This window comes from Roseateles sp. (assembly GCF_047654785.1).
In the GTDB taxonomy this organism is placed as follows: domain Bacteria; phylum Pseudomonadota; class Gammaproteobacteria; order Burkholderiales; family Burkholderiaceae_C; genus Pelomonas.
Genome location: NZ_JASGKQ010000001.1, coordinates 825851 through 851139 on the forward strand (window position 1 = coordinate 825851; position 25289 = coordinate 851139).

The following is a 25289-nucleotide window of genomic DNA, read 5'->3' on the forward strand; positions in this document are numbered from 1 at the left end:
CCGCCGCCCTGCCGGTGAGGATTCGTAAAATGCCGGTTTTCTCAGAAACGCTAGGCGTCAGGGCTCCCCGATATGGCAGGACATTCCAAATGGGCCAACATCCAACACCGCAAAGGCCGCCAGGACGAGAAGCGCGGCAAGATCTGGACGCGCATCATCCGTGAGATCACGGTCGCCGCGCGCCAGGGCGGGCCCGACATCAAGGACAACCCGCGCCTGCGCCTGGCCGTCGACAAGGCCAAGGCCGCCAACATGCCGGCCGACCGCATCAAGTACAACATCGACAAGGCCAGCGGCAACCTCGACGGGCTGAGCTACGAGGAAATCCGCTACGAGGGCTATGGCATCGCCGGCGCCGCCATCATGATCGACACGATGACGGACAACCGCGTCCGCACCGTCGCCGAGGTGCGCCACGCCTTCAGCAAGTACGGCGGCAACATGGGCACGGACGGCTCCGTGGCCTTCCAGTTCAAGCATGTGGGCCAGATGCTGTTCGCGCCGGGCACGTCGGAGGACCGGGTGATGGAGGTGGCGCTGGAGGCCGGCGCCGAGGACGTGGTCACCGGCGACGACGGCGCCATCGAGGTGCTGACCTCGCCCGCCGACTACGAGGCCGTCAAGGCCGCGCTGGAGGCCGCCGGCCTGGTGCCCGAGCTGGCCGAGGTGACGATGCGCCCCGAGAACACCATCGCGCTGTCCGGCGAGGACGCCGAGCGCATGCAGAAGCTGCTGGACGTCATCGAGGATCTCGACGACGTCCAGGCCGTCTACCACAACGCGGAAATCGACTGATGAAGGTCCTCGTCATCGGCAACGGCGGCCGCGAGCATGCGCTGGCCTGGAAGCTGGCCCGGAGCGAGCGCGTCAGCCAGGTGTTCGTGGCGCCCGGCAACGGCGGCACCGCGCGCGACGAGCGGCTGCAGAACGTGGCCATTGCGCCCACCGACGCGGGCGCGCTGGCCGACTTCGCGGCGGCGCAGAAGATCGCGCTGACCGTCGTCGGCCCCGAGGCGGCGCTGGCGGCCGGCGTGGTGGACGAGTTCCGCGCGCGCGGGCTGCGCATCTTCGGCCCGACGAAGGCGGCGGCCCAGCTTGAAAGCTCCAAGGCCTTCGCCAAGGACTTCATGAAGCGCCACGGCATCCCGACCGCGGCCTACGAGACCTTCTCCGACCCCGCCGCCGCCCACGCCTACGTGGAAGGGCGCGGCGCGCCCATCGTCATCAAGGCCGACGGCCTGGCCGCGGGCAAGGGCGTCGTCGTGGCGATGACGCTGGCGGAGGCCCACGAAGCGATCTCGTGGATCCTGGAGGACAACAAGCTCGGCGTCACGCACAACGAAGGCGGCGCGCGCGTCGTCATCGAGGACTTCCTGGCCGGCGAGGAGGCCAGCTTCATCGTCGTCTGCGACGGCCGGCACGTCGTGTCGCTGGCCACCAGCCAGGACCACAAGCGCCTGCTGGACGGCGACCAGGGCCCGAACACCGGCGGCATGGGCGCCTATTCGCCCGCGCCGGTGGTCACGCCGAACGTGCATGCCAAGGTCATGCACGAGATCATCCAGCCCACCATTGCCGGCATGGCCCGCGACGGCCACCCGTTCACCGGCTTCCTGTACGCCGGCCTGATGGTCGACGAGCAAGGCCAGCCGCGCACGGTGGAGTTCAACACCCGCATGGGCGACCCCGAGACCCAGCCCATCCTGATGCGGCTCAAGAGCGATTTGTTCGAGCTGCTGATGCACGCCACCGACGGCACGCTGGACCAGGTGGAGCTGCAGTGGGACCGGCGCGTCGCGCTGGGCGTCGTGCTCGCGGCCGAGGGCTACCCGCTGAACCCGCGCAAGGGCGACGCGATCACGGGCCTGCCGGCCGACGCGGAGGACGGCATGGTGTTCCACGCCGGCACGGCCGAGGCCGACGGCGGCCTGGCGACCAGCGGCGGCCGCGTGCTGTGCGTGACGGCGCTGGGCGAGTCCGCGCGCAAGGCAGCGCAGCGCGCCTACGAACTGGCCGCGGGCATCCAGTTCGCCGGGCGGCAGTGCCGCAGCGACATCGGCCACCGGGCCATCAAGCGGTGAGCGCCGCGCCCGAGGTCCGCGCCTACCTGCTCGACCTGCAGCAGCGCATCGTCACCGCGCTGGAGGCCGCGGACGGCAACCCCTTCCTGCGCGACGCCTGGACCCGCGAGCCCGGCGGCCGGCTGGAGGGCGACGGCCTGACCCGCCTCATCGAGGGCGGCTCGGTGTTCGAGCGCGGCGGCGTCAACTTCTCGCACGTCCAGGGCCGGGTGCTGCCGCCCTCGGCCACGCAGCACCGCCCGGAGCTGGCCGGCGCGCCGTTCGAGGCCATGGGTGTGTCGCTGGTGCTGCACCCGCACAACCCCTTCGTGCCGACCGTCCACATGAACGTGCGCCTGTTCGCCGCGCTGCCGGCCGGCGCGCCGGCCGTGACCTGGTTCGGCGGCGGCATGGACCTCACGCCCTGCTATGGCTATGAGCGCGACGCCCAGCACTTCCACCGCGTCTGCCGCGACGCGCTGCGCGCCCATGGCGGGCAGCACTACCCGAAGTTCAAGGCCTGGTGCGACGAGTACTTCTTCCTGAAGCACCGCAACGAGCCGCGCGGCATCGGCGGCATCTTCTTCGACGACTTCAACGAGGGCGGCTTCGATGCCGGCTTCGCGCTGATCCGCTCGGTGGGCGATGCCTTCCTGCCGGCCTACCTGCCGATCGTCGAGCGCCGCCAGGGCTATGCCTACGGCGAGCGCGAGCGCGACTTCCAGGCCTTGCGGCGCGGCCGCTACGTCGAGTTCAACCTCGTGTTCGACCGCGGCACGCATTTCGGCCTGCAGTCGGGCGGGCGCACGGAGTCCATCCTGATGTCGATGCCGCCACAGGTGCAGTGGCGCTACGACTGGGTGCCCGAGCCCGGCACGCCCGAGGCGCGGCTGTACAGCGACTTCCTGCGCCCCCGCGACTGGGCCGACGAAGCGCCCACGGCGCTGTGGCTATGACGCCCCGGATTTAGGTTGAAGCTCGCACTCTTCGGCGGCAGCTTCGATCCGCCCCACCTCGGCCACCTGGCCTTCGCCCGCTGCGCGCTGGACGCGCTGGCGCCCGACCGCCTGCTCTGGCTGCCGGCCGGCAAGCCCTGGCAGAAGGCCGGCCGGGTGCTGGCCGACGGTGCGCACCGCGCCGCGATGATCGAGTGCCTGATCGCGGGCGAACCGCGCTTCGCCGTCGATGCGCGCGAGCTGCACCGCGCCGGCCCCAGCTTCACGGCGGACACGCTGCAGGAGTTCGCCGCCGAGCATCCGGGCGCCGAGCTGCTGCTGCTGATCGGCCAGGACCAATATGCGCGGCTGCCCACCTGGCACCGCGTGGCGCGCGTCATCGAGCTGGCCACGCTGGTGGTGGTGCCGCGCGCCGGCGAGGCCGTAGCCGCGCCGCCCGGGCTGGGCCCGCACCGGCTGCGGGTGCTGGCGCTGCCCGACATTCCGCTGTCCTCCACCGCCGTGCGCGACGCCGTCGCCCGCGGCGAGGACATCCGCCCCATGGTGGGCACCGAGGTCGAGCGCTATATTGCCTCACACCGCCTTTACGAGAAAAAGCCCTGAATGGACATTCGCAAGCTGCAACGGGCCATCGTCGATGGCCTTGAGGACGTCAAGGCCCAGAACATCGTCGTGTTCAACACCGAGCATCTGTCGCCGCTGTTCGAGCGCGTCATCATCGCGTCGGGCACCAGCAACCGGCAGACCAAGGCCCTGGCGTCCAGCGTGCGGGAGACGGTCAAGGGCCGCGGCCTGCAGGTCATGCGCACCGAGGGCGAGGACAACGGCGAGTGGATCATCGTGGACTGCGGCGCCGCCGTCGTCCACGTGATGCAGCCCGCGATCCGCGACTACTACCGCCTGGAGGAAATCTGGGGCGGCAAGCCGGTCAAGCTCAAGGTGGGCAGCGGCGAGACCCGGCTGGTGAAGGCCTCCGAGGAGGCGCCGGCCAAGCCGGCGGCCGGGAAGAAGGCCGTGTCCGCGCTCGGCCCGGTGGGCGCGAAGAAGGCGCCGGCCGCGAAGAAGGCGGCACCGGCGGCCAAGGCCGCCGCCAAGCCGGCCGCGAAGAAGGCCGCGCCGGCCAAGAAGGGCGTGAGCCGCGTCGTCGGCGCCAAGACGCCGGCCGCCCAGACCATCAAGGTGGGTGCGGCCAAGCCGGCCGCGAAGAAGGTGGTGGCCAAGCCGGCGGCCAAGGCGGCGCCGGCCAGGAAACCCGTGGCCAAGGCGCCTGCCGCGAAGCGTCCCGCCGCAAAAAGTCCTGCCACGAAGAGCCCTGCCCCGAAGAAGGCGGCCGTGAAGAAGGCCTGATGCGGCTGCTGCTCGTCGCCGTCGGCCAGCGCCAGCCGGCCTGGGCCGATGCCGCCTACGAGGACTTCGCCAAGCGCTTCCCGCCCGAGCTGCGGCTGGAGCTGAAGGCCGTCAAGGCCGAGGCGCGCGGCGGCAAGTCGGCCGAGCAGCTGATGGCGGCTGAAGGCCAGCGCATCGAGGCAGCCTTGCCGAAAGGCGTGCGCCGCATCGTGCTGGACGAGCGCGGCGAGCGCCGCACCAGCGTGCAGCTCGCCGAGCGCCTGAAGCTCTGGATGGGCGAGGGCCGCGACGCGGCGCTCCTCATCGGCGGGCCGGACGGCCTGCATCCGCAGCTCAAGGCCACGGCCGACGAGACGCTGCGCCTGTCCGACCTGACGCTGCCGCACGCCTTCGCCCGCGTGCTGCTGGCGGAAGCCCTGTACCGCGCCTGGACCGTGACCACCGGCCACCCCTACCACCGCGAATGACCGAGCGCCTGATCTACCTTGCCTCCCAGAGCCCGCGCCGCCGCCAGCTGCTGGACCAGCTGGGCGTGCGCCATGCGCTGCTGCTGCCCGGCGCCGACGAGGACGCCGAAGCGCTGGAGGCCGTGCGGGACGGCGAGCCGCCCGAGGTCTATTGCGAGCGCGTGACCGCCGCCAAGCTGGACGCCGCGCTGCCCCGCCTGGCCGCACGCGGCCTGCCGCCCGCGCCCGTGCTGTGCGCGGACACGACGGTGGCGGTGGACGGCCTCATCCTCGGCAAGCCGGCCGACGACGCCGACGCGCGGTGCATGCTGGGCCTGCTGTCCGGCCGCGCGCACCGCGTCATCACGGCGGTGGCCGTCGCCGACGCCACGCGGCGCGCGGCGGCGCTGAGCGTGTCGCAGGTCGAGTTCGCGCCGCTGTCGTCGGCGCAGATCGACCGCTACGTCGCCAGCCGCGAGCCCTTCGGCAAGGCCGGCGCCTATGCCATCCAGAGCCAGGCCGCCGCGTGGATCGCCAGCATCGCCGGCAGCTACTCCGGCATCATGGGGTTGCCCCTCTTTGAGACGGCCGGGCTCTTGGAAAAATTCGGCTTCGAGTTCTGACCGCTGCGCGCCCGCCGCGCGCAGCGGTCAGCATTCAACCCAAATCCGGCAGTTGACCGCTTGCCATTCATCGAAAGCGCTGATGTTTCAACACCTTGTCGCCGACGCGGAGATCACCACTTCGGTGGCTACCGCTGCATGCCCGCTGGTCTGGCGCTGCGAGCCGCTGGCGGCGTTGCTCCTCCTCGCGGGCATGAGCCCGCAGCGTCTTCGCGCCTTGCCAGCGGCCCGCCTCGCCAGCCCCTCGGGCATGCCCAACTGCCGGATTTAGGTTCAAGGACTGGCGATGGAAGACATCCTGATCAACTGGTCCCCGCAGGAGACGCGGGTGGCCGTGGTCGAGAACGGCGCGGTGCAGGAGCTGCACATCGAGCGCACGCTGGAGCGGGGCCTGGTCGGCAACGTCTACCTCGGCAAGGTGGTGCGCGTGCTGCCCGGCATGCAGTCGGCCTTCATCGACATCGGCCTGGAGCGCGCCGCCTTCCTGCACGTGGCGGACCTGCACGGCGCCTCGCAGTTCGGCCACGGCCGGCATGCGCAGGGCGCCCACGGCGCCGACGTGCCGCCCACGCCCATCGAGCGCCTGGTGTTCGAGGGCCAGCCGCTGACCGTGCAGGTCATCAAGGACCCCATCGGCAGCAAGGGCGCGCGGCTGTCCAGCCAGATCAGCATCGCCGGGCGCATGCTGGTCTACCTGCCGCAGGACGAGCACATCGGCATCAGCCAGAAGATCGGCTCGCCCGAGACGCGCGAGGCGCTGCGGGCGCGCATGGCGGCGCTGGTGGGCAGCAAGGACGAGGGCGGGGGCGGCGGCTTCATCCTGCGGACCAACGCGGAGGACGCCAGCGACGAGGAACTGGCCGCCGACATCGCCTACCTGCGCAAGACCTGGCAGCAGATCCGCGAGAAGGCGCTCACCACGCCGCCCGCCAGCCTGCTGCACCAGGACCTCAGCCTCGTCGAGCGCGTGCTGCGCGACCTGACCAACGAGCGCACCGGCCACATCCGCATCGACTCGGGCATGCAGTACGAGGTGCTGCGCCAGTTCGGCGAGACCTTCATGCCCGCGGCCACCGCCAAGCTGGAGCACTACCGCGGCGAGCGGCCGATCTTCGACCTGTGCAACGTCGACGCCGAGATCGCCCGCGCGCTGGCGCGCAAGGTGGAGTTGAAGTCCGGCGGCTCGCTGGTGTTCGACCAGACCGAGGCGATGACCACCGTGGACGTCAACACCGGCGGCTTCGTCGGCGCCAAGAACTTCGACGACACCATCTTCAAGACCAACCTGGAGGCGGCCGGCGCCATCGCCCGCCAGCTGCGCCTGCGCAACCTGGGCGGCATCGTCATCGTCGACTTCATCGACATGACGCGCGAGGAGCACCGCGCCGCCGTGCTGGCCGAGTTCCGCAAGCAGTTGGGCCGCGACCGCACCAAGGTGACGGTGGGCGGCTTCACGCAGCTGGGCCTGGTCGAGATGACGCGCAAGCGCACCCGCGAGTCGCTGGCGCGCATGCTCTGCGAGCCCTGCCCGACCTGCGAGGGCCGCGGCCAGGTGAAGACGGCGCGCTCGGTCTGCTACGACATCCTGCGCGAGATCCTGCGCGAGGCGCGCCAGTTCTCGCCGCGCGAGTTCCGCGTCGTCGCCGCGGCCAACGTCGTCGAGATGCTGCTCGACGAGGAGAGCGCCCACCTCGCCGGCCTGTCGGACTTCATCGGCAAGCCCATCTCGCTGACGGCCGAGCCCACCAACCAGACCGAGCACTACGACATCGTGCTGCTGTAGCCGCGCCGGACGCGGCCCCGTCCGACGCCCGGCCCGGCCGCCTGCGGCAAAATCGCGCGCCATGCTCGACAACGTTTCCCGCCGCCGCAGCCTCGCGGCCCTGGCCGCCCTCGGCGCCCCGTTCGCCGCCGGCCCCGCGCTCGCGCAGATGCGCATCGACATCGCCGGCGTCGGCGGCAGCCGCATGCCGGTGGCCATCGTCGACTTCCGCGACCAGGCCGCCTCGCCCCAGCCCATCGCTGCCATCATCCGCGCCGACCTGGAGCGCAGCGGCCAGTTCAGCAGCGTGGACGCCCCGGGCCCGCTCAGCGAAACCAGCCTGCCCGTGTGGGCCGACTGGCGCGGCCGCCACGCCGACGCGCTCGCCGCCGGCTCCGTCAGCCGGCTGGCCGACGGCCGGCTGGACATCCGCTTCAAGCTGTGGGACGTCGTCAAGGGCGCCGAGATCGTCGGCGAGGCGCATGCCGTGCTGCCCGAGGACGCGCGCCTGGCGGCGCACCGCATCGCCGACACCATCTACCAGAAGCTCACCGGCGAGCGCGGCGTGTTCGCCACGCGCATGGCCTACGTCACCAAGACCGGCCCGCGCTACAACCTCGTCATCGCCGACGCGGACGGCGAGGGCGCCAAGGTCGCGCTGACCAGCCCCGATCCCATCATCTCCCCCACCTGGGCGCCCAACGGCCGCGAACTGGCCTACGTCAGCTTCGAGAGCCGCAAGGCCACCGTGCGCGTGCAGGACGTGCAGACCGGCCGGCGCCGCGTGCTGGCCAACTTCAAGGGCAGCAACAGCGCGCCCGCGTGGTCGCCCGACGGCTCGCAGCTGGCGCTCAGCCTGTCGCGCGACGGCGGCACCCAGCTGTTCAGCATCGGCCGCGACGGCGCCGGCCTGAGCCGCCTCGCGCGCAGCAGCGCCATCGACACCGAGCCCTGCTACTCGCCCGACGGCAGCCGGATCTACTTCGTCAGCGACCGCGGCGGCGGCCCGCAGGTCTACCGCATGCCCGCCGCCGGCGGCCCGGCCGAGCGCATCACCTTCGGCGGCAACTACAACATCAGCCCGGCCATCAGCCCCGACGGCAAGACGCTGGCCTACATCACGCGCCAGAACGGCGCCTTCCGGCTCTCGGTCATGGACCTCGTCACCGGCCAGTCGCAGCAGATCAGCGACGCCCGCGACGACGAAAGCCCGTCCTTCTCGCCCAACGGCCGGCTGATCGTCTATGCCAGCCGCGCCGGCTCGAAGGAGGTGCTGATGACGACCACACTGGACGGCCGCATCAAGACCCCGCTGCTGGTCACGCTGGCCGAGGTGCGCGAGCCCACCTGGGGGCCTTTTGCACGCCCGTAACGCGCCGCACCGCGCCATGCTGGACAATCCCCGCCCGCAGCCGCCCCGGCTGCGGGCCCCCATTCCCGCCCCCAGACCGTTGTTGTGGAGAACACCCGAATGAAGCTGACCCATCATGCGCTCGCCCTGATCGCCGCCGCCGCCCTGGCCGGCTGCGGTTCCACCGTCAAGCTGGACGAGCCCGCGCCGGTCGAAACCCGCCAGCCCGTCGCGCCGCCGGCCGCGCCGGCGCAGAACACCACCGCCCCGGTGGCCGAGTCCAAGGTCGCCACCGTCGACCTGAACGCGCAGTACACCGAGCAGGTGCGCGACAAGCGCGTCGTCTACTTCGACTACGACAGCGACACCGTCAAGGAAGAGTACCGCCCGCTCATCGACCTGCACGCCAAGCGCCTGAACAACGACAAGAAGCTCGCCCTCAGCCTGGAAGGCCACACCGACGAACGCGGCGGCCGCGAGTACAACCTGGCCCTGGGTCAGCGCCGCGCGGAAGCCGTCGCCAAGTCGCTGACGCTGCTGGGCGTGGACGCCGCGCAGGTCGAGGCCGTCAGCTTCGGCAAGGAGCGCCCCGCCGTGCAAGGCAGCGGCGAGGAAGCCTGGGCCAAGAACCGCCGCGTCGAGCTCAAGGACAAGTGAAGGTGATGCGCGCCCTGCGATTGACGCTGCTGGCGCTCGCCGCGGGCGCCGCCTTCGTGCAGCCCGCGCATGCGGGCCTGTTCGAGGACGACGAGGCCCGCCGCGCCATCATCGAACTGCGCACCAAACTGCAGGCCAACGAAGACGCCGCCAAGCGCAACTTCGACCAGCTCAACGCGCTGATCCAGGACCAGCTCCAGCCGCTGCGCCGCAGCATGCTGGACCTGAACAGCCAGATCGAGGCGCTGCGCGCCGAAGTCGCCAAGCTGCGCGGCAGCAACGAACAGCTGGCCCGCGACCTGGCCGACACCCAGCGCAAGCTGACCGACCAGAGCCAGTCCGTCGACGCCCGACTGCGGCCGCTGGAGCCGCAGAAGGTCAGCCTGGACGGCCGGGAGTTCCAGGTCGGCCCCGACGAGCGCAACCAGTACGAGGCCGCCATCGGCCTCGTGCGGCGCGGCGACTTCGCCGAGGCCGTCAGCGCGCTGAACGCCTTCCTCAAGCGCTACCCCGCCAGCGGCTACACCGACTCGGCGCGCTTCTGGCTCGGCAACGCCCAGTACGGCAAGCGCGACTACCGCGACGCCATCGCCACCTTCAAGGCCTTCCTGTCCGGCAACGCCGCCCACCCGCGCGCCGGCGAGGCCCTGCTGGCGCTGGCCAACTGCCAGATCGAGCTGAAGGACAACAAGGCCGCGCGCCGCAGCCTTGACGACCTCATCAAGGCCTATCCCGGCACCGAGGCCGCGCAAGCCGCCAAGGAACGCCTGCGCGCCCTCAAATAGGCCCCCACACCCGCTACCGGTTTGCGCCGGCCCCCTCGAGGGGGTCCTGCCAGCGGCCCGGCAAAGCCGGTGCCGCAGCAGCCGTGGGGTCAATCAGGTCGGTGGATCAAACGCATGATCGACGTCAACGAGGCTGATCTGGAACGCCGCTTCGGCGGCCTGCGCCGCCTGCATGGCGATGCCGCCTACCGGCGCCTGCGGGCCGCGCGCTTCGCCGTCGTGGGCCTGGGCGGCGTCGGCTCCTGGGCCGTCGAGGCGCTCGCGCGCAGCGGCGCCGCCGGGCTGACGCTGATCGACCTCGACCAGGTCGCCGAATCCAACATCAACCGCCAGATCCAGGCGCTCGGATCGACCGTGGGCATGGCCAAGGCGGAAGCCCTGCGCCAGCGCATCGCCGACATCCACCCCGGCTGCGCGGTGCGCGTCATCGAGGACTTCGTCGAGCCCGGCAACTGGCCGGCGCTGATCGGCGACACCACGCTCGACGGCCTGATCGACTGCTGCGACCAGGTCCGCGCCAAGGCCGCGCTCGCCGCCTGGGCGCGCGAGCGGCGGCTGCCCTTCGTCACCGTCGGTGCCGCCGGCGGCAAGCGCGAGCCGCATCGCGTGCAGCTCGACGACCTCGGTGCCACCACGCACGACCCGCTGCTGGCCTCGCTGCGCCAGCGCCTGCGCAAGCACCACGGCGCGCCGCGCAGCGGGCGCATGGACGTCGCCTGCGTCTACTCGCGCGAGCCGGTGCACCTGCCGCAGCCCGGGGAGGGCGAGGCCTGCGACCCGGTGGACGGCAGCCTGAACTGCCATGGCTACGGCTCCAGCGTCGCCGTCACGGCCACCTTCGGCCTGTGCGCCGCCGCCGAGCTGCAGCGCCTGCACCTGGCGCGCGCAGCCTGATGCCGCCGCCTGACAAGAAATTCTTGCTGGGCCAGTAAAATTTCGCCTATAATGGCAGGCTCTGCTTGACGCGGGATGTTAGCTCAGTCGGTAGAGCAGCGGACTTTTAATCCGTTGGTCGCAGGTTCGAATCCTGCACATCCCACCAGAATTTCTGGCGATGGTTCAACAGAATCGCGCTACAATCATTGGCTCAGCAAGGCATCGGCCGGGTTGAATCAGGGCTCTTAGCTCAGTTGGTAGAGCAGCGGACTCTTAATCCGTTGGTCGTAGGTTCGAATCCTACAGGGCCCACCAAATTAGCTTCCGGCAGCGTCCGGCAGCTGCAAAAAACCCCTTGGACATCAACGCTCAAGGGGTTTTTTGTTGCCTGCGCCGGTCTGAAGGGCGGGCCTTCAAGGCGCCGGCTGCGTCGGCGGCAGCGGCCGGACGCTGCTGTTCAGGCTGCCGGGCGGGTGGGTGTCGGTGGACAGCTGCCACATGCGTCCCGCCCGGGCGGCCTGCGTGAAGGCCGTGCGCAGCGTGCGCCGGTCGGCATCGGTCAGCGCGTGCCGGGACAGGTAGACGCCGCTTTCCGACCAGCCCAGTTCCTCCAGCGGCTCCTCGCGCGTGCGCTTGATGAGCGGCGCCAACTGGGCGTCCTTGGCGAGCGTGCCGAAGAAGATGGACGCCGGCATGATGGTGGCCTGCGCCAGGCCCTGCTGCAGCGCGCGGGCCACGCTGGCGGGGTCGGTTTCCTCGATGACGCGGTGCTGCGCGCGCAGCGTGCCGATCGCCCGGTCGTAGGTCGGGCCGAAGCTGAAGCCGCGCACCAGCGCCAGCTTGTAGCCCGGCCTGGCCAGCAGTTCGGCGAGCGAGCGCGGCACGGGGCTGCCGCGCTCTGCCAGCGTCAGCAGGTTGGCGCGCACCAGCACCAGCGGGATGAACTCGCCGTCCCTGTCGCGGGACGGTGACGGCGACGCCGGCAGCAGCAGGTCGGCCTTGCCGGACTCGAACATCTTCTGCAGCCGCGCCCGTGGCACGCGCTGGATGCGGAACACGCAGCCCGACGTGCCGCCCACCTCGCGCAGCAGCGCGGGATAGGCGCCGCTGGCGCGCGTGCCGTCGAAGCCGATGGTCGGGCCCAGCGGCGCCATCGGCACCTCGATGGGCCGCGAGCAGCCGGCCCGTGCGCCCTGCGCGGCCAGGCATGCCAGCAGTGCTGCCGCCCATACCGTCGATCGCGCTCCGAGGTTCATGCCTGCCGTCCTGCCGAGTTGTGGGCCGATTGTGCGGTCCCGCGCCCGCGCCATCGAGTCGTGCGGGGTTTCACTTTGGGGGCTCGCGCCCGGCGCCTGCGCGCAGCCGCTGCGCCAGCAGCGCGCAGGCCGCGTCCACTGGGGCGGCGCCGGCTTCGGCCAGGTGGGCGCGCAGCACGCGGCGCAGCGTCTCGGGCTGCGGCGTCAGCGGGCCGGCGAAGCGCACCTGGGCGTCGTCGGCGATCAGCAGCGTCGGGAAGGTCTCGATGTCGAGGTCGCCGACGAGCTCGGACTCGTCCTCGACGTCGATCCAGTGCACATGCAGGTCCGCCTGCGGCAGCTCGGCGCAGGCGGCTTCGAAGACGGGCCGGTAGCTCTCGCAGGTGCGGCACCAGGCGGCGCAGAGGCAGGCGACGTGCAGGGTCATGGGCCGGCATGGTGCCATGCCGGGACGCCGCGCCGGCGCAGGTGCATCAGCAGCTGCAGCAGCAGCCAGCCCATGGCCACGCCGATCCAGGCGGCCCACAGCGTGTGGCTGAGGAAGTGGGCGCCGCGCGCCAACTGCGCGAGGCCGGCCAGGCCGGTGCTGGCCGCCACCAGCAGGCCGGCGCGGCGCCCCCAGATCCACGCGAACGGGCTGAACGCGGCGGCGCCGGCCGTGTGCCCCGACGGGAAGCAGTGGCCCGGCCCGCCGTCGCGCAGCGTCCAGTCCCAGTGCGACACCCAGGGCGAGTCGCCGCCGAAGGCCTGCAGGCTCCACGGGCAACTGCTGTGGCTGAAGGCCTTCAGCGCCGGCACCAGCAGCAGCACCAGCAGGCCGGCGGCCAGCGCCAGGCGCCGCTCGTGGCGCGACGGGCCGCGCAGCGCCGGCCGGCGGCGGCAGGCGTCGACGGCCAGCGCCAGCCAGGTGGCGATCCAGAGCTGGCGCAGGCCGCTGTGCAGCAGGTCGCCTGCCCAGAAGGACTCCCGGGCCGGGAAGCCGCCGGGGCCGCCGAAGCAGCGGGACAGCGCCAGGTCCAGGCCGCTGGCGTCCCAGGCCAGCACGATCAGCAGCCCCAGCGCGAGGGCGGCGAGGGGGCGGTGGTGGCGGGCGGCGACGGTCGGCATGGGCCGGGATTGCAGGGCGGGCGGCTGAAGCGGGGCTGAAGCGCGTCCGTGCTACGGTGGCCGCATGAGGCTGCTGCTGCTCGAAGACGATCCCATCCTGGGCGAAGGCCTGCGCGATTTCCTGGCCGCCGAGGGCCATGTGGTGGACTGGTGCCGCAGCCTGTCCGCCGCGCGCGCGTCGCTGCTGGGCGAGCCCTTCGACGCCTGGCTGCTGGACTGGCAGTTGCCCGACGGCTCGGGCCGGCATTGGCTGGGCGAGCTGCGCGCCGCCGGCCGGCAGACGCCGGCGCTGCTGCTGACGGCGCGCGACCAGCTGGCCGACCGCATCGAGGGGCTGGACGCCGGGGCGGACGACTACATGGTCAAGCCCTTCGCGCCGGAGGAGCTGGCCGCGCGGCTGCGCGCGCTGCTGCGCCGCCAGCAGGGCGGTGCGCCGCTGCTGAGGCTGCGCCACGGGCTGGGCGTGGACCTGGCCGGGCGGCGCGCCTGGGCGGGCGGCGCGCCGGTGGAGCTGACGGCACGCGAATGGGCCGTGCTGGAGGCACTGGGCCTGCGCGCCGGCCGCTGGGTCGGCAAGGAGCAGCTGGAGCGCCTGGTGCTGGGCTTCGACGGCGAGCCGGCGGCCAGCAATGCGCTGGAGGTGCACGTGGCCAACCTGCGCCGCAAGCTGGGGCGCGACGCCATCGAGTCTCGGCGCGGCATGGGCTACCGCGTGCAGGCCGAGGCCGCCGATGACTGAGGCTGCCCGGCCGCTGGCCTCGATCGCGCGCCGGCTGCTGTGGGTGACCGGCCTGGGCAGCCTGCTGATCGCGCTGGGCGTCACGGCCGCCGCGGTGTGGACGGTGGATGGCGAGGTCGACGAGCTGCTGGACGACGGCCTGCAGGCCAGCGCGGCGCAGCTGGCGCCCGTGGTGGTGGCGGCCGGCGCGGCGCCGCAGCCGACGCCGCCGGACACGGACGACGAGCTGCGCTTTGCCTGGGCTTGGTTCGACGCCGGCGGCCGGCTGCTGCGCGCCAGCCCGGGCGCGCAGCCCGAGGCCTGGCGGCCGCCCGCGCCGGGCTTCGCCAACAGCGAGCACTGGCGGCTCTACGGCCTGCCGCTGAGCGGCGGCCGGGGGCTGCTGGTGGTGGCGCAGACGCGCGCCGAGCGGCAGGAGGCGCGCATCGAGGTGGGCCGTGATGCGCTGCTGATGGCGCTGGCGCTGGCCTTGCTGGGGCTGCCGCTGCTGGCCTGGCGCTCGCAGCGGGAGTTGCGGCCGCTGCAGCGGCTGGCCGAGCGGCTGGCGGGGTTCGACGCGGGCCGCAGCGACCCGCGCGCGCTCGCCGTGCAGATGGGGCCGCCCGGCCGCAGCGAGCTGGCACCCATCCACGAGGCGCTGCGCCAGCTCGGCGAGCGGCTCGGCGCGCGGCTGGACTTCGAGCGGGAGTTCGCGGCGCAGTCGGCCCACCTGCTGCGCACGCCGCTGGCCGGCATCGACGCGCAGCTGGCCGTGGCGCTGAAGGAGCAGCCCGGCCAGCCGCGGCTGCAGCGCGTGCGCGAGGCCAGCCGCCGCCTGCAGCACCTGCTGCTGGCGCTGCTGCGGCTGTTCCGCAGCGCGCCGGAGCTGCACCGGGTGCCGCTGGAGGCGCGCGCGCTGCTGGCCGGCCTGCCGCTGGGCGCGCTGGTGCTGGAGGCCGGCCCGCCGTGCCCGCTGGACGCCGACGCCGAGCTGCTGGCCGCCGCGCTGCTGAACCTGATCGACAACGCGCAGCGCCATGGCGCCACCCGGCTGTGGCTGGGCCAGCCGGCGCCGGGCAGCCTGCTGCTGACCGACGACGGCGGCGGCATCGGCGACGCGGAACGCCAGGCGCTGCGCCAGCGGCTGGCCTCGGGCTCGGCCGACCAGGGCCTGGGCCTGCGGCTGGCGCAGCTCGTCGCCGAGGCGCATGGCGGCGGGCTGGAGCTGCCGGCCAGCGCGCAGGGCTTCGCGGTCAGGCTGACGCTGCAGGCCTGAGCCCGCGCGGCGCGCGGGTCAGGCGAGCGCCGCGTCGCCGACGATGTGGCGCAGCACCCGCTCCTCCAGCGCCGCGAAGCCCGGCGCGGTGCGCGAGCGCGGCCGGGGCAGCGGCACGGCGGCGTCCAGCGCGATGCCGCCGCGGTCGATCAGCAGCACGCGGTCGGCCAGCGCGACGGCCTCGGCCACGTCGTGCGTGACCAGCAGCGCCGTGAAGCCGTGGCGGCGCCACAGCTGCTCGATGAGGCGGTGCATCTCCAGCCGGGTGAGCGCGTCCAGCGCGCCCAGCGGCTCGTCCAGCAGCAGCAGGCGCGGCCGGTGCACCAGCGCGCGGGCCAGCGCGACGCGCTGGCGCTGGCCGCCGGACAGCGTGGCCGGCCAGTCGCCGCCGCGGCCGGCCAGTCCCACCTGGGCCAGCGCCTCCAGCGCGCGGGCCTGCGCGTCGCGGCCGGACAGGCCCAGCGCCACGTTGTCCGCCACGCGTTGCCAGGGCAGCAGGCGGTCGTCCTGGAACATCAGCCGCCGCTCGTCCGCGCGGCCGGCGTCGACGTGGCCGGCGCTGGGCGCCTCCAGCCCGGCGATCAGGCGCAGCAGCGTGCTCTTGCCGCAGCCGCTGCGCCCCACCAGCGCGACGAACTCGCCCGGCGCGACCTGCAGGTCCAGCGCCTGCAGCACGTGGCGCGCGCCGAAGGATTTGGCGACGCCGCGCAGCGTCAGCGCCAGGCCCTGGCCGGGCGACGGCCGCGGCGCCGTGGCGCCGGCCGGCTCGCGCGGCCGCACGGGGGCATCGAGTTCGGTCAGCCACATGCTCAGTTCCTTTCGGCGGCATAGCCCGCATGCCAGGGCAGCCAGGCGCGCTCCAGGCGGCGGGCCGCCACGTCGGCCAGCTTGCCCAGCAGCGCATACAGCAGGATGCCCACCAGCACGATGTCGGTCTGCAGGAACTCGCGGGCGTTCATCGTCAGGTAGCCGATGCCGGCCTGGGCCGACAGCGTCTCGGCCACGATCAGCAGCACCCACATCAGCCCCAGCGAGAAGCGCAGGCCGACGAGGATGGACGGCAGCGCTCCGGGCAGGATGACCTGCCGGTACAGCCGCCAGCCGCCGAGCCCGTAGCTGCGCGCCATCTCGATCAGGCCGGGGTCCACGTTGCGGATGCCGTGGAAGGTGTTCAGGTAGACCGGGAAGAACACGCCGACTGCGACCAGCACCAGCTTGGCCGCCTCGTCGATGCCGAACCACAGGATGACCAGCGGGATCAGCGCCAGCGCCGGGATGTTGCGCAGCATCTGCAGCGTCGTGTCCAGCAGCGCCTCGGCGGTGCGCCAGGTGCCGGTCAGCAGGCCCAGCCCCAGGCCCAGCCCGCCGCCGATGGCCAGCGCCGAGAACGCGCGCGCGGCGCTCACGCCCACGTGCTGCGCCAGCTCGCCGGAGCGCAGCAGCTGCCAGAAGGCCGCGAGCACGGCGGCCGGCTCGGGCAGGATGCGCGCGGACAGCAGGCCGCTGCGCGAGGCGATTTCCCACGCGACGAGCAGCGCCGCGGGCAGCAGCCAGGGGAGGAGGCGTCGGGCCATGGCGCGCGGCTCAGTGGGCGGCCGCAGCCGGCGGCGCGTAGGCGTTGGCGACGACCTCGCCGAACGGCCCGGTCAGCGCCGGCGCCGCCAGCTTCTCGCGCAGGTCCAGCGGCAGCAGCGGGAACACCAGCTCGGCGACGCGGTGCGCCTCCTCCAGGTGCGGGTAGCCGCTGAGGATGAAGTGCTCCAGGCCCAGCGCGGCGTATTCCTGGAGGCGGTCGGCCACCTGCCGCGGGCTGCCGACCAGCGCCGTGCCCGCGCCGCCGCGCACCAGGCCCACGCCGGCCCAAAGGTTGGGGGATATCTCCAGCCCGTCGCGCACGTCGGCCGGGTTGAAGCGGCCGCCGTGCAGCTCGGCCATGCGGCGCTGGCCGACCGAGTCCATGCCGCGCAGGCGCGCCTGCGCGGTGGCCACGGTGGCCTCGTCCAGCTGCGAGACCAGCTCGGCCGCGGCGCGCCAGGCCTCGTCCTCCGTCTCGCGGACGATGACGTGCAGCCGGATGCCGTACTGCAGCGTGCGGCCGCGGGCGGCGGCGCGCGCGCGCACGTCGGCCAGCTTGGCGGCCACGTCGGTGGGCGGCTCGCCCCAGGTGAGGTAGGTGTCCACCTGCGCGGCGGCCAGCTCGTGGGCGGGGCCGGAGGAGCCGCCGAAGAACACCGGCGGGTGCGGCCGCTGCAGCGGCGGGTAGAGCAGCCGGCCGCCCTTCACGCGCAGGTGCTCGCCGTCGAAGTCCAGCGCCTGGCCGTCGTGCGAGCGGGCCAGCAGCTCGCGCCAGATGCGGATGAACTCGGCCGACTGCTCGTAGCGCGCGGTGTGGCCGAGGAACTGGCCGTCGCCGGCCAGCTCGTCGGCGTCGCCGCCGGTGACCAGGTTCACCAGCAGCCGGCCGCCGGACAGGCGGTCCAGCGTGGCGGCCATGCGCGCGCTCTGCGTGGGCGCGACGAAGCCGGGGCGCAGCGCGACGAGGAACTTGAGCCGCCGGGTCGCGTCGATGAGGCTGGCGGCGACGATCCACGAGTCCTCGCACGAGCGCCCGGTGGGCAGCAGCACGCCCTCGTAGCCCAGGCTGTCGGCGGCGATGGCGATCTGCTTGAAGTAGGCGTGGTCGGCCACGCGCGCGCCGCGCGCGCTGCCGAGGTAGCGGCTGTCGCCGTGGGTGGGGATGAACCAGAAGATCTTCATGCGCGTTCCTTCACGGGGAGCGCCGCGTCGGCGGCGCGGAGGGGGCGGAGGCCGGGCCCGCTCATCGCGCGGCCTCCGCGGGCCGGGGCGTGGCGGCGGGCAGCGCGTCGGCCACGCGCAGCGGCCGGGGAATCAGGCCCAGCGCGTGGAAGGCGTCGGCGATCTTCTGCTGCTCGGCGGCCACGGCTGCGGTGAGCGGCTGCACGCCGAACTGGTAGCGCGCGAGGCTCTTCTCCACCACGTCGGGCGCCAGCCCCTGCAGCGGCGCGACGGCGGCCGCGGCGGCCTTGACGTCGGCCTTCACGCGGGCGGCCTGGGCCTGGCTGTCCTCGAACAGCGCCTGGATGACCTGCGGGTGCTGCTCGGCATAGCCGCGCTCGGCCAGGTAGTAGGCGTAGTTGTTGACGAGGCCGCGGCCGTCCCGCAGCACGCGGGCGCCGCTCTGCTTCTCGACGGCGGCGAGGAAGGGGTCCCAGATCACCCAGGCGTCCACCGCGCCGCGCTCGAAGGCGGCGCGCGCGTCGGCCGGCGGCAGGTAGACGGGCTGGATGTCGCCGTACTTCAGGCCCTGCTGCGCCAGCGCCTTCACGAGCAGGTAGTGGACGTTGCTGCCCTTGTTCAGCGCGACCTTGCGGCCCTTCAGGTCGGCCACGGACCGGAGCGCCGAGTCCCGGGGCACGACGATGGCCTCGGCCTCGGGCGCGGCGGGGTCGAAGCCGATGTAGACGAAGCGGGCGCCGGCCGCCTGCGCGAAGATGGGCGGCGCCTCGCCGACGTAGCCCACGTCCACCGCGCCGACGTTCAGGCCCTCCAGCAGCTGAGGGCCGGCGGGGAATTCCACCCACTTCACGGCCACGCCCAGCGGGCCGAGCTTCTTCTCCAGCGAGCCGCTGGACTTCTGCAGCGTCAGCAGGCTGGCGGATTTCTGGAAGCCGATGCGCAGCGTGGCGGTCTGCGCGTCGGCCTGCAGGCTGGCGGCGGCGATGACGAATGGCGCGGACCAGCGCAGCAGGGAGCGGAGGGTCATGGGAGGTGTCCTTCGAAGAAAAAGATCCCGGCGTTCGGGCGCACCCGATCCGCACCGGAACGCCGGGATGGAATCGCCGGTCCACAGGGGAGGCGAGGAGACAGCGGGGGGAGAAACGGGGCGGGCGGTCAGCCGCGACAGCCTGACGCGGCCGCGTGGCGCATCCGCGAGGCGGGCACCAGGGGTTCGAGCGCGCGGTCCAGCCGCGCGAGCAGCTCGGGCTCGGGCACGTAGCCGCCGGCCTCGTGGCGCTGCAGCTGCGCGTCGGTGGCGAACACGCCGTCCAGCACATGCCGCGCGCCGAGGGCCGACAGCACGGGCTTGAGCGCGTAGTCCAGCGCCAGCAGGTGTGCCGCGCTGCCGCCGGTGGCCAGCGGCAGCACCGTCTTGCCGCGCAGCGCGCCGGCCGGCAGCAGGTCCAGGAAGACCTTCAGCAGCCCCGAGTACGCCGCCTGGTAGATGGGTGTGCCGACGATGACGAGCTGCGCGTCGGTCACGGCCTGCACGGCCTGCGCGATGGCGGCGTCCCGCGCGTCGGCCGCCAGCAGCGCGGGGGCGGGGAGGTCGCGCACGGCGATGTGGTCGCTGCGGCGGGCCACGCCTTCCAGGCGGGTCAGCGCGAACTGCGTGAGCCACGCGGAGCGCGAGCGCTCGCTGGGGCTGCCGGAGATGCTGGTGATGTGCATGGGGGGCCTGCAGGTGTCGAGGCCTTGCACGATAGGGACCGCGGCCCGCGCGGTGAACGAAGGAAACCGGCGTTGCTTATGCGGCCGCCGCCGCGGGGCGGGCGGGGTGGTCCCTCCGACAGGAATCGAACCTGTATCTGCCGCTTAGGAGGCGGCCGTTCTATCCATTGAACTACGGAGAGCTGGCCCGGCCGGTGGCCCGGCGAGGGCGCGGATTCTCGCATGCGGCATGCGGCATGCGGCCGGCCCGGCGCGGGACGGGGGGCTCGGGGTTGTCGCTGTGACGCGGCGGGCCGGTGCCCGGCGATGATGGCGGCCGTGTCCGCCCCCCGCCTGCACCGCAGCTATGCCCTGTTCGCGCTGAGCTTCGCCGCGCTGGTGGCCGCGCTCGGCCTGGCCGAGCAGCGCGGCCTGCCGAAGGCCTGGATCGGCTACACCTTCCTCGGCACGACGGTGGTGGTGTATGCGGCCATCGGCATCCTGTGCCGCACGACCGACCCGGCCGAGTACTTCGTCGCCGGCCGCCGCGTGCCGCCGCTCTACAACGGCATGGCCGCCGGGGCGGACTGGATGAGCGCGGCCAGCTTCATCGGCCTGGTGGGCACGCTGTACGCCAGCGGCTACGCGGGCCTGGCCTATGTGCTGGGCTGGACGGGCGGCTTCGTGCTGGTGGCGCTGTGCATCGCGCCCTACCTGCGCCGCTTCGGCCAGTTCACGATCGGCGACTTCCTGGCCGAGCGCTACGAGAGCCGCGCGCTGCGGCTGATGGGCGCCTGCGCGACCATCCTCGTGTCCTTCGTCTACCTGGTCGCGCAGATCTACGGCGTGGGGCTGATCACGACCCGGCTGACCGGGCTGGGCTTCGAGGTGGGCGTGTTCGTCGGCCTGGGCGGCGTGCTGGTGTGCTCCTTCCTCGGCGGCATGCGCGCCGTCACGTGGACGCAGGTGTCGCAGTACCTGATCATGATCCTGGCCTACCTGGTGCCGGTGATCTGGCTGAGCGTGAAGCAGACCGGCTGGCCGCTGCCGCAGCTGGTCTATGGCCAGCAGCTGCAGCAGATCGCGCAGCGCGAGCGCGAGCTGATCGACGATCCGGCCGAGCTGCAGGTGCGCGCGCTGCACCAGCAGCGCGCCGATGCCGCCGCCGCGCGCCTGGCCGACGTGCCCCGGGCGCTGGCCGACGAGCAGGCGCGGGCGGCGGCCCGCGTCGCCGCGCTGAAGGCGGCGGATGCGCCGCTGGCGCAGATCCAGGCCGCCGAGAAGCTGCGCGCCGCGCTGCCGCGCACGGCGGCCGAGGCCGAGGAGCGCTGGCGCCGCGAGCAGGCCGGCGAGGCGCTGCTGGCGCGGCCGCTGTCGGGCCTGGTGCCGCACACGCAGCCCTTCGCCGGCAACCCCGACGGCGGCCCGGCGGAGCGCGAGCAGGCCAGCCAGGCGCGGCGCAACTTCATCGCGCTGGTGCTGTGCCTGATGGTCGGCACGGCCGGGCTGCCGCACCTGCTGACACGCTACTACACGACGGCCACCGTCGGCGGCGCGCGCGAGTCGGTGGCCTGGTCGCTGGTGTTCATCTGCCTGCTCTACCTGACCGCGCCGGCGCTGGCCGTGATGGTCAAGACGGAGGTGTTCGACGGCCTGGTCGGCACGCCGTTCGACCAGCTGCCGGCCTGGATCCGCCAGTGGCAGCGCGTGGACCCGGGGCTGCTGTCCGCGGTGGACCTGAACGGCGACGGCCGGCTGCAGCTGGGCGAGCTGCAGCTGCACCCGGACCTGGTCATGCTGGTCATGCCCGAGCTGGGCGGGCTGCCCTACGTCATCTCCGGCATGGTGGCGGCCGGCGGGCTGGCGGCGGCGCTGTCCACCGCCGACGGGCTGCTGCTGGCCATCTCCAGCGCGCTGTCGCACGACCTGTACTACAAGGCCATCAACCCCGAGGCCTCGCGCACGCGGCGGGTGACGCTGTCCAAGGCGCTGCTGCTGGCCGCGGCGCTGGCGGCGGCGGCGGTGGCGTCCAGCCGGCCGACGGACATCCTGGCCGTCGTCACGGCGGCGTTCTCCATCGCCGGCTCCACCTTCTTCCCGGCGCTGGTGGCCGGCGTGTTCTGGCGCCGCGCCAACCGCGCCGGGGCGCTGGCCGGCATGGCGACCGGGCTGCTGGTCTGCCTGGTCTACCTGGTGCTCGCCCACCCGGCGCTGCGCGCGCTGGCCGGCCTGCCCGGGCCGGCCTTGCTGCTGTGGGGCATACAGCCCGCGTCCGCCGGCCTGTTCGGCGTGCCGGCCGGCGCGCTGGCGCTGGCGCTGGGGAGCCTGGCGACCGCGCCGCCCGGCCCGCGCCAGCGGCAGTTCGTCGCGCTGCTGCGCATGCCGCCGGACCGCTGAACCCGCCGGATTTGGCAAGCCGGCGGATCGAGCATAGAATCCGCGATTCCCTTGCCGGGCTGCGTGTCGACGCTGCAGTCCGGCTTCCGCAGCCTTTCTGCATGCCGCAGGGGCTGGAATCCACAAGGAGCATTCATGCGTCACTACGAAATCGTTCTGCTGATCCATCCGGATCAAAGCGAACAGGTTCCGGCCATGCTGGAGCGCTACAAGGGCCTGGTCACCGCCGGTGGCGGTGTCGTGCACCGGGTCGAGGACTGGGGCCGCCGCCAGCTGGCCTACCAGATCCAGAAGCTCGGCAAGGCCCACTACCTGTGCCTGAACATCGAAGCCAGCAAGGAAGTCCTGGGCGAGCTCGAGACCGGCTTCCGCTTCAACGACGCCGTGCTGCGCCACCTCACCGTGGTGCAGGACAAGGCCATCACGACCCCTTCGGTCATGATGAAGGCCGTCGAGCGCGAGGAAGCCCGCAAGGCTCCGCAGCAGGAAGCGGCCTGAACCCCGCCCATCGCTAGAGAACCAGGCTTTTCGAGCAGCAGCGCCGGCGCGTGAACCAGCTTCACCTGCAGGCGCAGATCCAGCAACTCGGCCAAGTTCGCTACACCCCCGCCGGGCTGATGGCCCTGGACGCCGCCCTCAAGGCCGAGTCCGAAGTCATCGAAGCCGGCAAGCCGCGCAAGGTCTCGCTGGAGATCAAGGCGGTCGCGGTGGGCGAGGTGGCCAGGGAGTTGCAGGCGCTGGGGGTGGGTGGCCATGCGGTCTTCCGCGGCTTCCTGACCCACCAGCGCAACGGCCGGGGCTTCATCGCCCACGTCACCGTGATCGAGCCCGCTGCGCCCGCCGAGCCTGGCAACATTTGAATCCGGATAGATTTAACAGAGGTCCACTATGCCCCCGCCCCGTGGTAAAGGTCGCTTCTCCAAGGACAAGAAGCCCAAGCGCAACCAACAGTCGCTGCTGTTCCGCCGCAAGCGGTTCTGCCGCTTCACCGTCGCCGGCGTCGAGAAGATCGACTACAAGGACATCGACACGCTGCGCGACTTCGTCGCCGAGAACGGCAAGATCACGCCCGCCCGCCTGACCGGCACGCGCGCCTTCTTCCAGCGTCAGCTGACGGTCGCCATCAAGCGCGCGCGCTTCCTGGCCTTCCTGCCGTACAGCGACCAGCACAAGGTCTAAGGAGCTGACGACATGCAAGTGATCCTGCTCGAAAAAGTCGCCAACCTCGGCAACCTCGGCGACGTCGTCAAGGTCAAGGACGGCTACGCCCGCAACTTCCTGATCCCGACCAAGGCCGCCCGCCGCGCGACCGAAGCCGCGATCAAGGAATTCGAAGCCAAGCGCGCCGAACTGGAAAAGATCGCCGCCGAGAAGCTGGCCGAAGCCCAGAAGCTGGGCGACAAGCTGGCCGGCACGACCGTGCGCATCGCCCAGAAGGCCGGTGTGGACGGCCGCCTGTTCGGCTCGGTGACCAACGCCGACATCGCCGACGCGCTGACCAAGGCCGGCACGGCCGTCGCCAAGTCCCAGGTGCGCCTGCCCAACGGCCCGCTGAAGACCGTGGGCGAGTTCCCGGTCCAGGTGGCCGCGCACACCGACGTGGTCGTCGACATCAACGTCCACGTGGTCCCGGAAACCGAGTAATCTCGCTTCCCCTGATGGGCGGCGGCGCCCCGCCGCCGCATCATCGAACGAAGGCCGATACCGTCGAGGTTTCGGCCTTCGGTCTTTCTGGCCCGGGTTGTCCCGCCCGGTCCACCGGCCGCCCCCAGTCCGTCCACAGCTTTATCCACAGGCGATGTCAGCGATCTTTCCCGCTTCCTCCTCCGCAGCGCCCGACGACGAGGTCGCGCGGCTGCGCGTGCCGCCGCATTCGGTGGAGGCCGAGCAGAGCGTGCTCGGCGGCCTGCTGATCGACAACTCGGCCTGGGACAAGGCCGCCGACCTGCTGACCGACAGCGACTTCTACCGCTTCGAGCACAAGCACGTCTACGCGGCCATCGGCAAGCTCATCAACGCGGGCAAGCCGGCGGACGTGGTGACCGTCTTCGACGAGCTGACCTCGGTCGGCCGCGCCGAGGAGTGCGGCGGCCTGGCCTACCTGAACGCGCTGGCGCAGAGCGTGCCGAGCGCCGCCAACCTGCGCCGCTACGCGGAGATCGTCCGGGAGCGCGCGATCCTGCGCAAGCTGGTCGCCACGTCCGACGAGATCGCCACCGCCGCGCTGAACCCGCAGGGCCGTGCCGTCACGCAGATCCTCGACGAGGCCGAGGGCAAGATCTTCCGCATCGGCGAGGAGGGCTCGCGCAGCCGCCAGGGCTTCCAGAGCATGGACCAACTGGTGGTCGCGCTGATCGACCGCGTCAACGAGCTGGCCGAGAGCGGCGCGCAGGACGTGACCGGCGTGCGCACCGGTTTCTTCGACCTGGACCGCCAGACCGCCGGCCTGCAGCCGGGCGACCTGATCGTGCTGGCGGCCAGGCCGTCGATGGGCAAGACCGCCTTCGCCGTCAACATCGCCGAGAACGTCGCCATCAACGAGGGCCTGCCGGTCGTCATCTACTCGATGGAAATGGGCGCCGCGCAGCTGGCGCTGCGGATGGTGGGCTCCATCGGCCGCATCGACCAGAGCCACCTGCGCACCGGCCAGCTCCGCGACGACGAATGGAGCCGGCTGTCCGAGGCCGTGGACAAGCTCGGCAAGGCCAGCATCTTCATCGACGAGAGCCCGGGCCTGAGCCCGTCCGAGGTGCGTGCGCGCGCGCGCCGGCAGGCGCGCATCTGCGGCCAGCTGGGGCTGATCGTCGTCGACTACCTGCAGCTGATGAGCGGCAACGGCGGTGGCAGCGAGGAGAACCGCGCCACCGTGCTGGGCGAGATCTCGCGCGGCCTGAAGGCGCTGGCCAAGGAGCTGAAGTGCCCGGTGATCGCGCTGTCGCAGCTGAACCGCTCGGTGGAGCAGCGGCCCGACAAGCGGCCCATGATGAGCGACCTGCGCGAGTCCGGCGCCATCGAGCAGGACGCGGACATCATCATGTTCATCTACCGCGACGAGTACTACACCAAGGACGAGTGCAAGGAGCCGGGCGTCGCGGAGATCATCATCGCCAAGCAGCGGAACGGTCCGGTCGGCACCGTGAAGCTGGCCTTCCAGCGCATGCACACCAAGTTCGAGAACCTGGCGCCCGGCTATGCGGGCGGGGACCGGGACGAGTACTGAGCG

The 25289-nt window shown here is 72.5% G+C and carries 28 protein-coding genes and 3 tRNA genes; 22 read left to right on the top strand and 9 right to left on the bottom strand.

Annotated elements, in window-relative coordinates; translation table 11 throughout:
- The first annotated feature begins 72 nt into the window (after positions 1-72).
- From QM788_RS03900 to QM788_RS03965, 14 genes are all read left to right on the top strand, one after another.
- On the top strand, positions 73-795 hold the full coding sequence (locus QM788_RS03900) for a YebC/PmpR family DNA-binding transcriptional regulator (protein ID WP_415660143.1): 723 nt from the start codon (positions 73-75) through the stop codon (positions 793-795).
- On the top strand, positions 795-2081 hold the full coding sequence (gene purD / locus QM788_RS03905; RefSeq protein WP_415660144.1) for a phosphoribosylamine--glycine ligase: 1287 nt from the start codon (positions 795-797) through the stop codon (positions 2079-2081). Before QM788_RS03900 ends, purD begins: the two co-directional genes overlap by 1 nt.
- Positions 2078-3016: an oxygen-dependent coproporphyrinogen oxidase gene (gene hemF / locus QM788_RS03910; protein ID WP_415660145.1), complete on the top strand. Its 939-nt coding sequence runs from the start codon at positions 2078-2080 to the stop codon at positions 3014-3016. Before purD ends, hemF begins: the two co-directional genes overlap by 4 nt.
- Positions 3017-3031: 15 nt before the next feature.
- Entirely contained in the window at positions 3032-3619 is a 588-nt protein-coding gene (gene nadD / locus QM788_RS03915; RefSeq protein ID WP_415660146.1) for a nicotinate (nicotinamide) nucleotide adenylyltransferase, read from the top strand.
- A complete protein-coding gene (gene rsfS / locus QM788_RS03920) occupies positions 3620-4363 on the top strand; it encodes a ribosome silencing factor (protein ID WP_415660147.1) in 744 nt (247 codons plus the stop codon).
- Positions 4363-4830, top strand: coding sequence for a 23S rRNA (pseudouridine(1915)-N(3))-methyltransferase RlmH (gene rlmH / locus QM788_RS03925; protein ID WP_415660148.1), 468 nt, complete (start codon positions 4363-4365; stop codon positions 4828-4830). The genes rsfS and rlmH overlap by 1 nt, the downstream gene beginning before the upstream one ends.
- Positions 4827-5432 (top strand): Maf family protein, encoded by a 606-nt coding sequence (locus QM788_RS03930; RefSeq protein ID WP_415660149.1) that lies wholly within the window; start codon positions 4827-4829, stop codon positions 5430-5432. The genes rlmH and QM788_RS03930 overlap by 4 nt, the downstream gene beginning before the upstream one ends.
- 286 nt (positions 5433-5718) lie before the next feature.
- On the top strand, positions 5719-7215 hold the full coding sequence (rng, locus tag QM788_RS03935) for a ribonuclease G (RefSeq protein WP_415660150.1): 1497 nt from the start codon (positions 5719-5721) through the stop codon (positions 7213-7215).
- Between the two features lie 61 nt (positions 7216-7276).
- On the top strand, positions 7277-8566 hold the full coding sequence (gene tolB / locus QM788_RS03940; RefSeq protein WP_415660151.1) for a Tol-Pal system beta propeller repeat protein TolB: 1290 nt from the start codon (positions 7277-7279) through the stop codon (positions 8564-8566).
- Between the two features lie 99 nt (positions 8567-8665).
- Positions 8666-9202 (top strand): peptidoglycan-associated lipoprotein Pal, encoded by a 537-nt coding sequence (gene pal, locus QM788_RS03945; protein ID WP_415660152.1) that lies wholly within the window; start codon positions 8666-8668, stop codon positions 9200-9202.
- Positions 9203-9207: 5 nt separating this feature from the next.
- Positions 9208-9987 carry a tol-pal system protein YbgF gene (gene ybgF / locus QM788_RS03950; RefSeq protein ID WP_415660153.1) on the top strand — a complete coding sequence of 260 codons (780 nt, stop codon included), beginning with the start codon at positions 9208-9210 and terminating at the stop codon, positions 9985-9987.
- A 114-nt stretch (positions 9988-10101) separates the two neighbouring features.
- Complete coding sequence (locus QM788_RS03955) at positions 10102-10881, top strand: ThiF family adenylyltransferase (protein WP_415660154.1); 780 nt, start codon at positions 10102-10104, stop codon at positions 10879-10881.
- A 72-nt stretch (positions 10882-10953) separates the two neighbouring features.
- Positions 10954-11029: transfer RNA gene (locus QM788_RS03960), tRNA-Lys, on the top strand.
- Between the two features lie 73 nt (positions 11030-11102).
- Positions 11103-11178, top strand: a tRNA-Lys gene (locus QM788_RS03965).
- A gap of 98 nt (positions 11179-11276) precedes the next feature.
- On the opposite strand, the gene QM788_RS03970 is transcribed toward QM788_RS03965, so the two are convergent.
- From QM788_RS03970 to QM788_RS03980, 3 genes are all read right to left on the bottom strand, one after another.
- Complete coding sequence (locus tag QM788_RS03970) at positions 11277-12119, bottom strand: hypothetical protein (protein WP_415660155.1); 843 nt, start codon at positions 12117-12119, stop codon at positions 11277-11279.
- 70 nt (positions 12120-12189) lie between these two features.
- Positions 12190-12546, bottom strand: a complete 357-nt coding sequence (locus QM788_RS03975) for a thioredoxin family protein (RefSeq protein ID WP_415660156.1) — start codon at positions 12544-12546, stop codon at positions 12190-12192.
- Entirely contained in the window at positions 12543-13226 is a 684-nt protein-coding gene (locus tag QM788_RS03980) for a phosphatase PAP2 family protein (protein ID WP_415660157.1), read from the bottom strand. The genes QM788_RS03975 and QM788_RS03980 overlap by 4 nt, the downstream gene beginning before the upstream one ends.
- Before the next feature lie 64 nt (positions 13227-13290).
- Here QM788_RS03980 and QM788_RS03985 point away from each other — a divergent pair, with 64 nt between their 5' ends.
- Together QM788_RS03985 and QM788_RS03990 are read left to right on the top strand one after the other, a co-directional pair.
- Positions 13291-13965, top strand: a complete 675-nt coding sequence (locus tag QM788_RS03985; RefSeq protein WP_415660158.1) for a response regulator transcription factor — start codon at positions 13291-13293, stop codon at positions 13963-13965.
- Positions 13958-15220, top strand: coding sequence for an ATP-binding protein (locus QM788_RS03990; RefSeq protein WP_415660159.1), 1263 nt, complete (start codon positions 13958-13960; stop codon positions 15218-15220). The genes QM788_RS03985 and QM788_RS03990 overlap by 8 nt, the downstream gene beginning before the upstream one ends.
- An 18-nt stretch (positions 15221-15238) precedes the next feature.
- Here QM788_RS03990 and QM788_RS03995 read toward each other — a convergent pair whose 3' ends face one another.
- The 6 genes from QM788_RS03995 to QM788_RS04020 all read right to left on the bottom strand — a co-directional run bounded on the left by QM788_RS03995 (position 15239) and on the right by QM788_RS04020 (position 19872).
- The gene (locus QM788_RS03995; protein WP_415660160.1) at positions 15239-16027 is read right to left on the bottom strand and encodes an ATP-binding cassette domain-containing protein; all 789 of its coding nucleotides are present in this window, start codon (positions 16025-16027) and stop codon (positions 15239-15241) included.
- Between the two features lie 2 nt (positions 16028-16029).
- On the bottom strand, positions 16030-16794 hold the full coding sequence (ssuC, locus tag QM788_RS04000) for an aliphatic sulfonate ABC transporter permease SsuC (protein ID WP_415660161.1): 765 nt from the start codon (positions 16792-16794) through the stop codon (positions 16030-16032).
- Between the two features lie 10 nt (positions 16795-16804).
- Positions 16805-17977 carry an FMNH2-dependent alkanesulfonate monooxygenase gene (gene ssuD / locus QM788_RS04005; RefSeq protein WP_415660162.1) on the bottom strand — a complete coding sequence of 391 codons (1173 nt, stop codon included), beginning with the start codon at positions 17975-17977 and terminating at the stop codon, positions 16805-16807.
- 61 nt (positions 17978-18038) lie between these two features.
- A complete protein-coding gene (locus QM788_RS04010) occupies positions 18039-19004 on the bottom strand; it encodes a sulfonate ABC transporter substrate-binding protein (protein ID WP_415660163.1) in 966 nt (321 codons plus the stop codon).
- A gap of 128 nt (positions 19005-19132) precedes the next feature.
- Positions 19133-19690 carry an NADPH-dependent FMN reductase gene (gene ssuE, locus QM788_RS04015; RefSeq protein ID WP_415660164.1) on the bottom strand — a complete coding sequence of 186 codons (558 nt, stop codon included), beginning with the start codon at positions 19688-19690 and terminating at the stop codon, positions 19133-19135.
- Positions 19691-19797: 107 nt separating this feature from the next.
- Positions 19798-19872: transfer RNA gene (locus tag QM788_RS04020), tRNA-Arg, on the bottom strand.
- Positions 19873-19999: 127 nt separating this feature from the next.
- On the opposite strand from QM788_RS04020, the gene QM788_RS04025 reads away from it, so the two are divergent.
- From QM788_RS04025 to dnaB, 6 genes are all read left to right on the top strand, one after another.
- Positions 20000-22066: a sodium:solute symporter family protein gene (locus QM788_RS04025; protein WP_415660318.1), complete on the top strand. Its 2067-nt coding sequence runs from the start codon at positions 20000-20002 to the stop codon at positions 22064-22066.
- A gap of 135 nt (positions 22067-22201) precedes the next feature.
- Positions 22202-22564 (top strand): 30S ribosomal protein S6, encoded by a 363-nt coding sequence (gene rpsF, locus QM788_RS04030; RefSeq protein WP_415660165.1) that lies wholly within the window; start codon positions 22202-22204, stop codon positions 22562-22564.
- A gap of 50 nt (positions 22565-22614) precedes the next feature.
- Complete coding sequence (gene priB / locus QM788_RS04035; RefSeq protein ID WP_415660166.1) at positions 22615-22926, top strand: primosomal replication protein N; 312 nt, start codon at positions 22615-22617, stop codon at positions 22924-22926.
- A gap of 28 nt (positions 22927-22954) precedes the next feature.
- Positions 22955-23245 (top strand): 30S ribosomal protein S18, encoded by a 291-nt coding sequence (gene rpsR / locus QM788_RS04040; RefSeq protein WP_415660167.1) that lies wholly within the window; start codon positions 22955-22957, stop codon positions 23243-23245.
- A 12-nt stretch (positions 23246-23257) separates the two neighbouring features.
- The gene (gene rplI, locus QM788_RS04045; protein WP_415660168.1) at positions 23258-23710 is read left to right on the top strand and encodes a 50S ribosomal protein L9; all 453 of its coding nucleotides are present in this window, start codon (positions 23258-23260) and stop codon (positions 23708-23710) included.
- 154 nt (positions 23711-23864) lie between these two features.
- Entirely contained in the window at positions 23865-25286 is a 1422-nt protein-coding gene (gene dnaB / locus QM788_RS04050) for a replicative DNA helicase (RefSeq protein WP_415660169.1), read from the top strand.
- The last annotated feature ends 3 nt before the right edge of the window (positions 25287-25289 follow it).

What these genes read in the sequence shown, in the direction of transcription:
- pal (WP_415660152.1), top strand. Translation starts at nt 8,666, where the DNA reads ATGAAGCTGACCCATCATGCGCTCGCCCTGATCGCCGCCGCCGCCCTG.
- QM788_RS04025 (WP_415660318.1), top strand. Translation starts at nt 20,000, where the DNA reads ATGGCGGCCGTGTCCGCCCCCCGCCTGCACCGCAGCTATGCCCTGTTC.
- QM788_RS04010 (WP_415660163.1), bottom strand. Translation starts at nt 19,004, where the DNA reads ATGACCCTCCGCTCCCTGCTGCGCTGGTCCGCGCCATTCGTCATCGCC.
- rpsF (WP_415660165.1), top strand. Translation starts at nt 22,202, where the DNA reads ATGCGTCACTACGAAATCGTTCTGCTGATCCATCCGGATCAAAGCGAA.
- rng (WP_415660150.1), top strand. Translation starts at nt 5,719, where the DNA reads ATGGAAGACATCCTGATCAACTGGTCCCCGCAGGAGACGCGGGTGGCC.
- tolB (WP_415660151.1), top strand. Translation starts at nt 7,277, where the DNA reads ATGCTCGACAACGTTTCCCGCCGCCGCAGCCTCGCGGCCCTGGCCGCC.
- QM788_RS03985 (WP_415660158.1), top strand. Translation starts at nt 13,291, where the DNA reads ATGAGGCTGCTGCTGCTCGAAGACGATCCCATCCTGGGCGAAGGCCTG.
- QM788_RS03975 (WP_415660156.1), bottom strand. Translation starts at nt 12,546, where the DNA reads ATGACCCTGCACGTCGCCTGCCTCTGCGCCGCCTGGTGCCGCACCTGC.
- dnaB (WP_415660169.1), top strand. Translation starts at nt 23,865, where the DNA reads ATGTCAGCGATCTTTCCCGCTTCCTCCTCCGCAGCGCCCGACGACGAG.
- ssuC (WP_415660161.1), bottom strand. Translation starts at nt 16,794, where the DNA reads ATGGCCCGACGCCTCCTCCCCTGGCTGCTGCCCGCGGCGCTGCTCGTC.
- QM788_RS03990 (WP_415660159.1), top strand. Translation starts at nt 13,958, where the DNA reads ATGACTGAGGCTGCCCGGCCGCTGGCCTCGATCGCGCGCCGGCTGCTG.
- ssuE (WP_415660164.1), bottom strand. Translation starts at nt 19,690, where the DNA reads ATGCACATCACCAGCATCTCCGGCAGCCCCAGCGAGCGCTCGCGCTCC.
- rpsR (WP_415660167.1), top strand. Translation starts at nt 22,955, where the DNA reads ATGCCCCCGCCCCGTGGTAAAGGTCGCTTCTCCAAGGACAAGAAGCCC.
- rplI (WP_415660168.1), top strand. Translation starts at nt 23,258, where the DNA reads ATGCAAGTGATCCTGCTCGAAAAAGTCGCCAACCTCGGCAACCTCGGC.
- QM788_RS03970 (WP_415660155.1), bottom strand. Translation starts at nt 12,119, where the DNA reads ATGAACCTCGGAGCGCGATCGACGGTATGGGCGGCAGCACTGCTGGCA.
- rsfS (WP_415660147.1), top strand. Translation starts at nt 3,620, where the DNA reads ATGGACATTCGCAAGCTGCAACGGGCCATCGTCGATGGCCTTGAGGAC.
- QM788_RS03900 (WP_415660143.1), top strand. Translation starts at nt 73, where the DNA reads ATGGCAGGACATTCCAAATGGGCCAACATCCAACACCGCAAAGGCCGC.
- ybgF (WP_415660153.1), top strand. Translation starts at nt 9,208, where the DNA reads ATGCGCGCCCTGCGATTGACGCTGCTGGCGCTCGCCGCGGGCGCCGCC.
- QM788_RS03955 (WP_415660154.1), top strand. Translation starts at nt 10,102, where the DNA reads ATGATCGACGTCAACGAGGCTGATCTGGAACGCCGCTTCGGCGGCCTG.
- rlmH (WP_415660148.1), top strand. Translation starts at nt 4,363, where the DNA reads ATGCGGCTGCTGCTCGTCGCCGTCGGCCAGCGCCAGCCGGCCTGGGCC.
- purD (WP_415660144.1), top strand. Translation starts at nt 795, where the DNA reads ATGAAGGTCCTCGTCATCGGCAACGGCGGCCGCGAGCATGCGCTGGCC.
- QM788_RS03995 (WP_415660160.1), bottom strand. Translation starts at nt 16,027, where the DNA reads ATGTGGCTGACCGAACTCGATGCCCCCGTGCGGCCGCGCGAGCCGGCC.
- QM788_RS03980 (WP_415660157.1), bottom strand. Translation starts at nt 13,226, where the DNA reads ATGCCGACCGTCGCCGCCCGCCACCACCGCCCCCTCGCCGCCCTCGCG.
- QM788_RS03930 (WP_415660149.1), top strand. Translation starts at nt 4,827, where the DNA reads ATGACCGAGCGCCTGATCTACCTTGCCTCCCAGAGCCCGCGCCGCCGC.
- ssuD (WP_415660162.1), bottom strand. Translation starts at nt 17,977, where the DNA reads ATGAAGATCTTCTGGTTCATCCCCACCCACGGCGACAGCCGCTACCTC.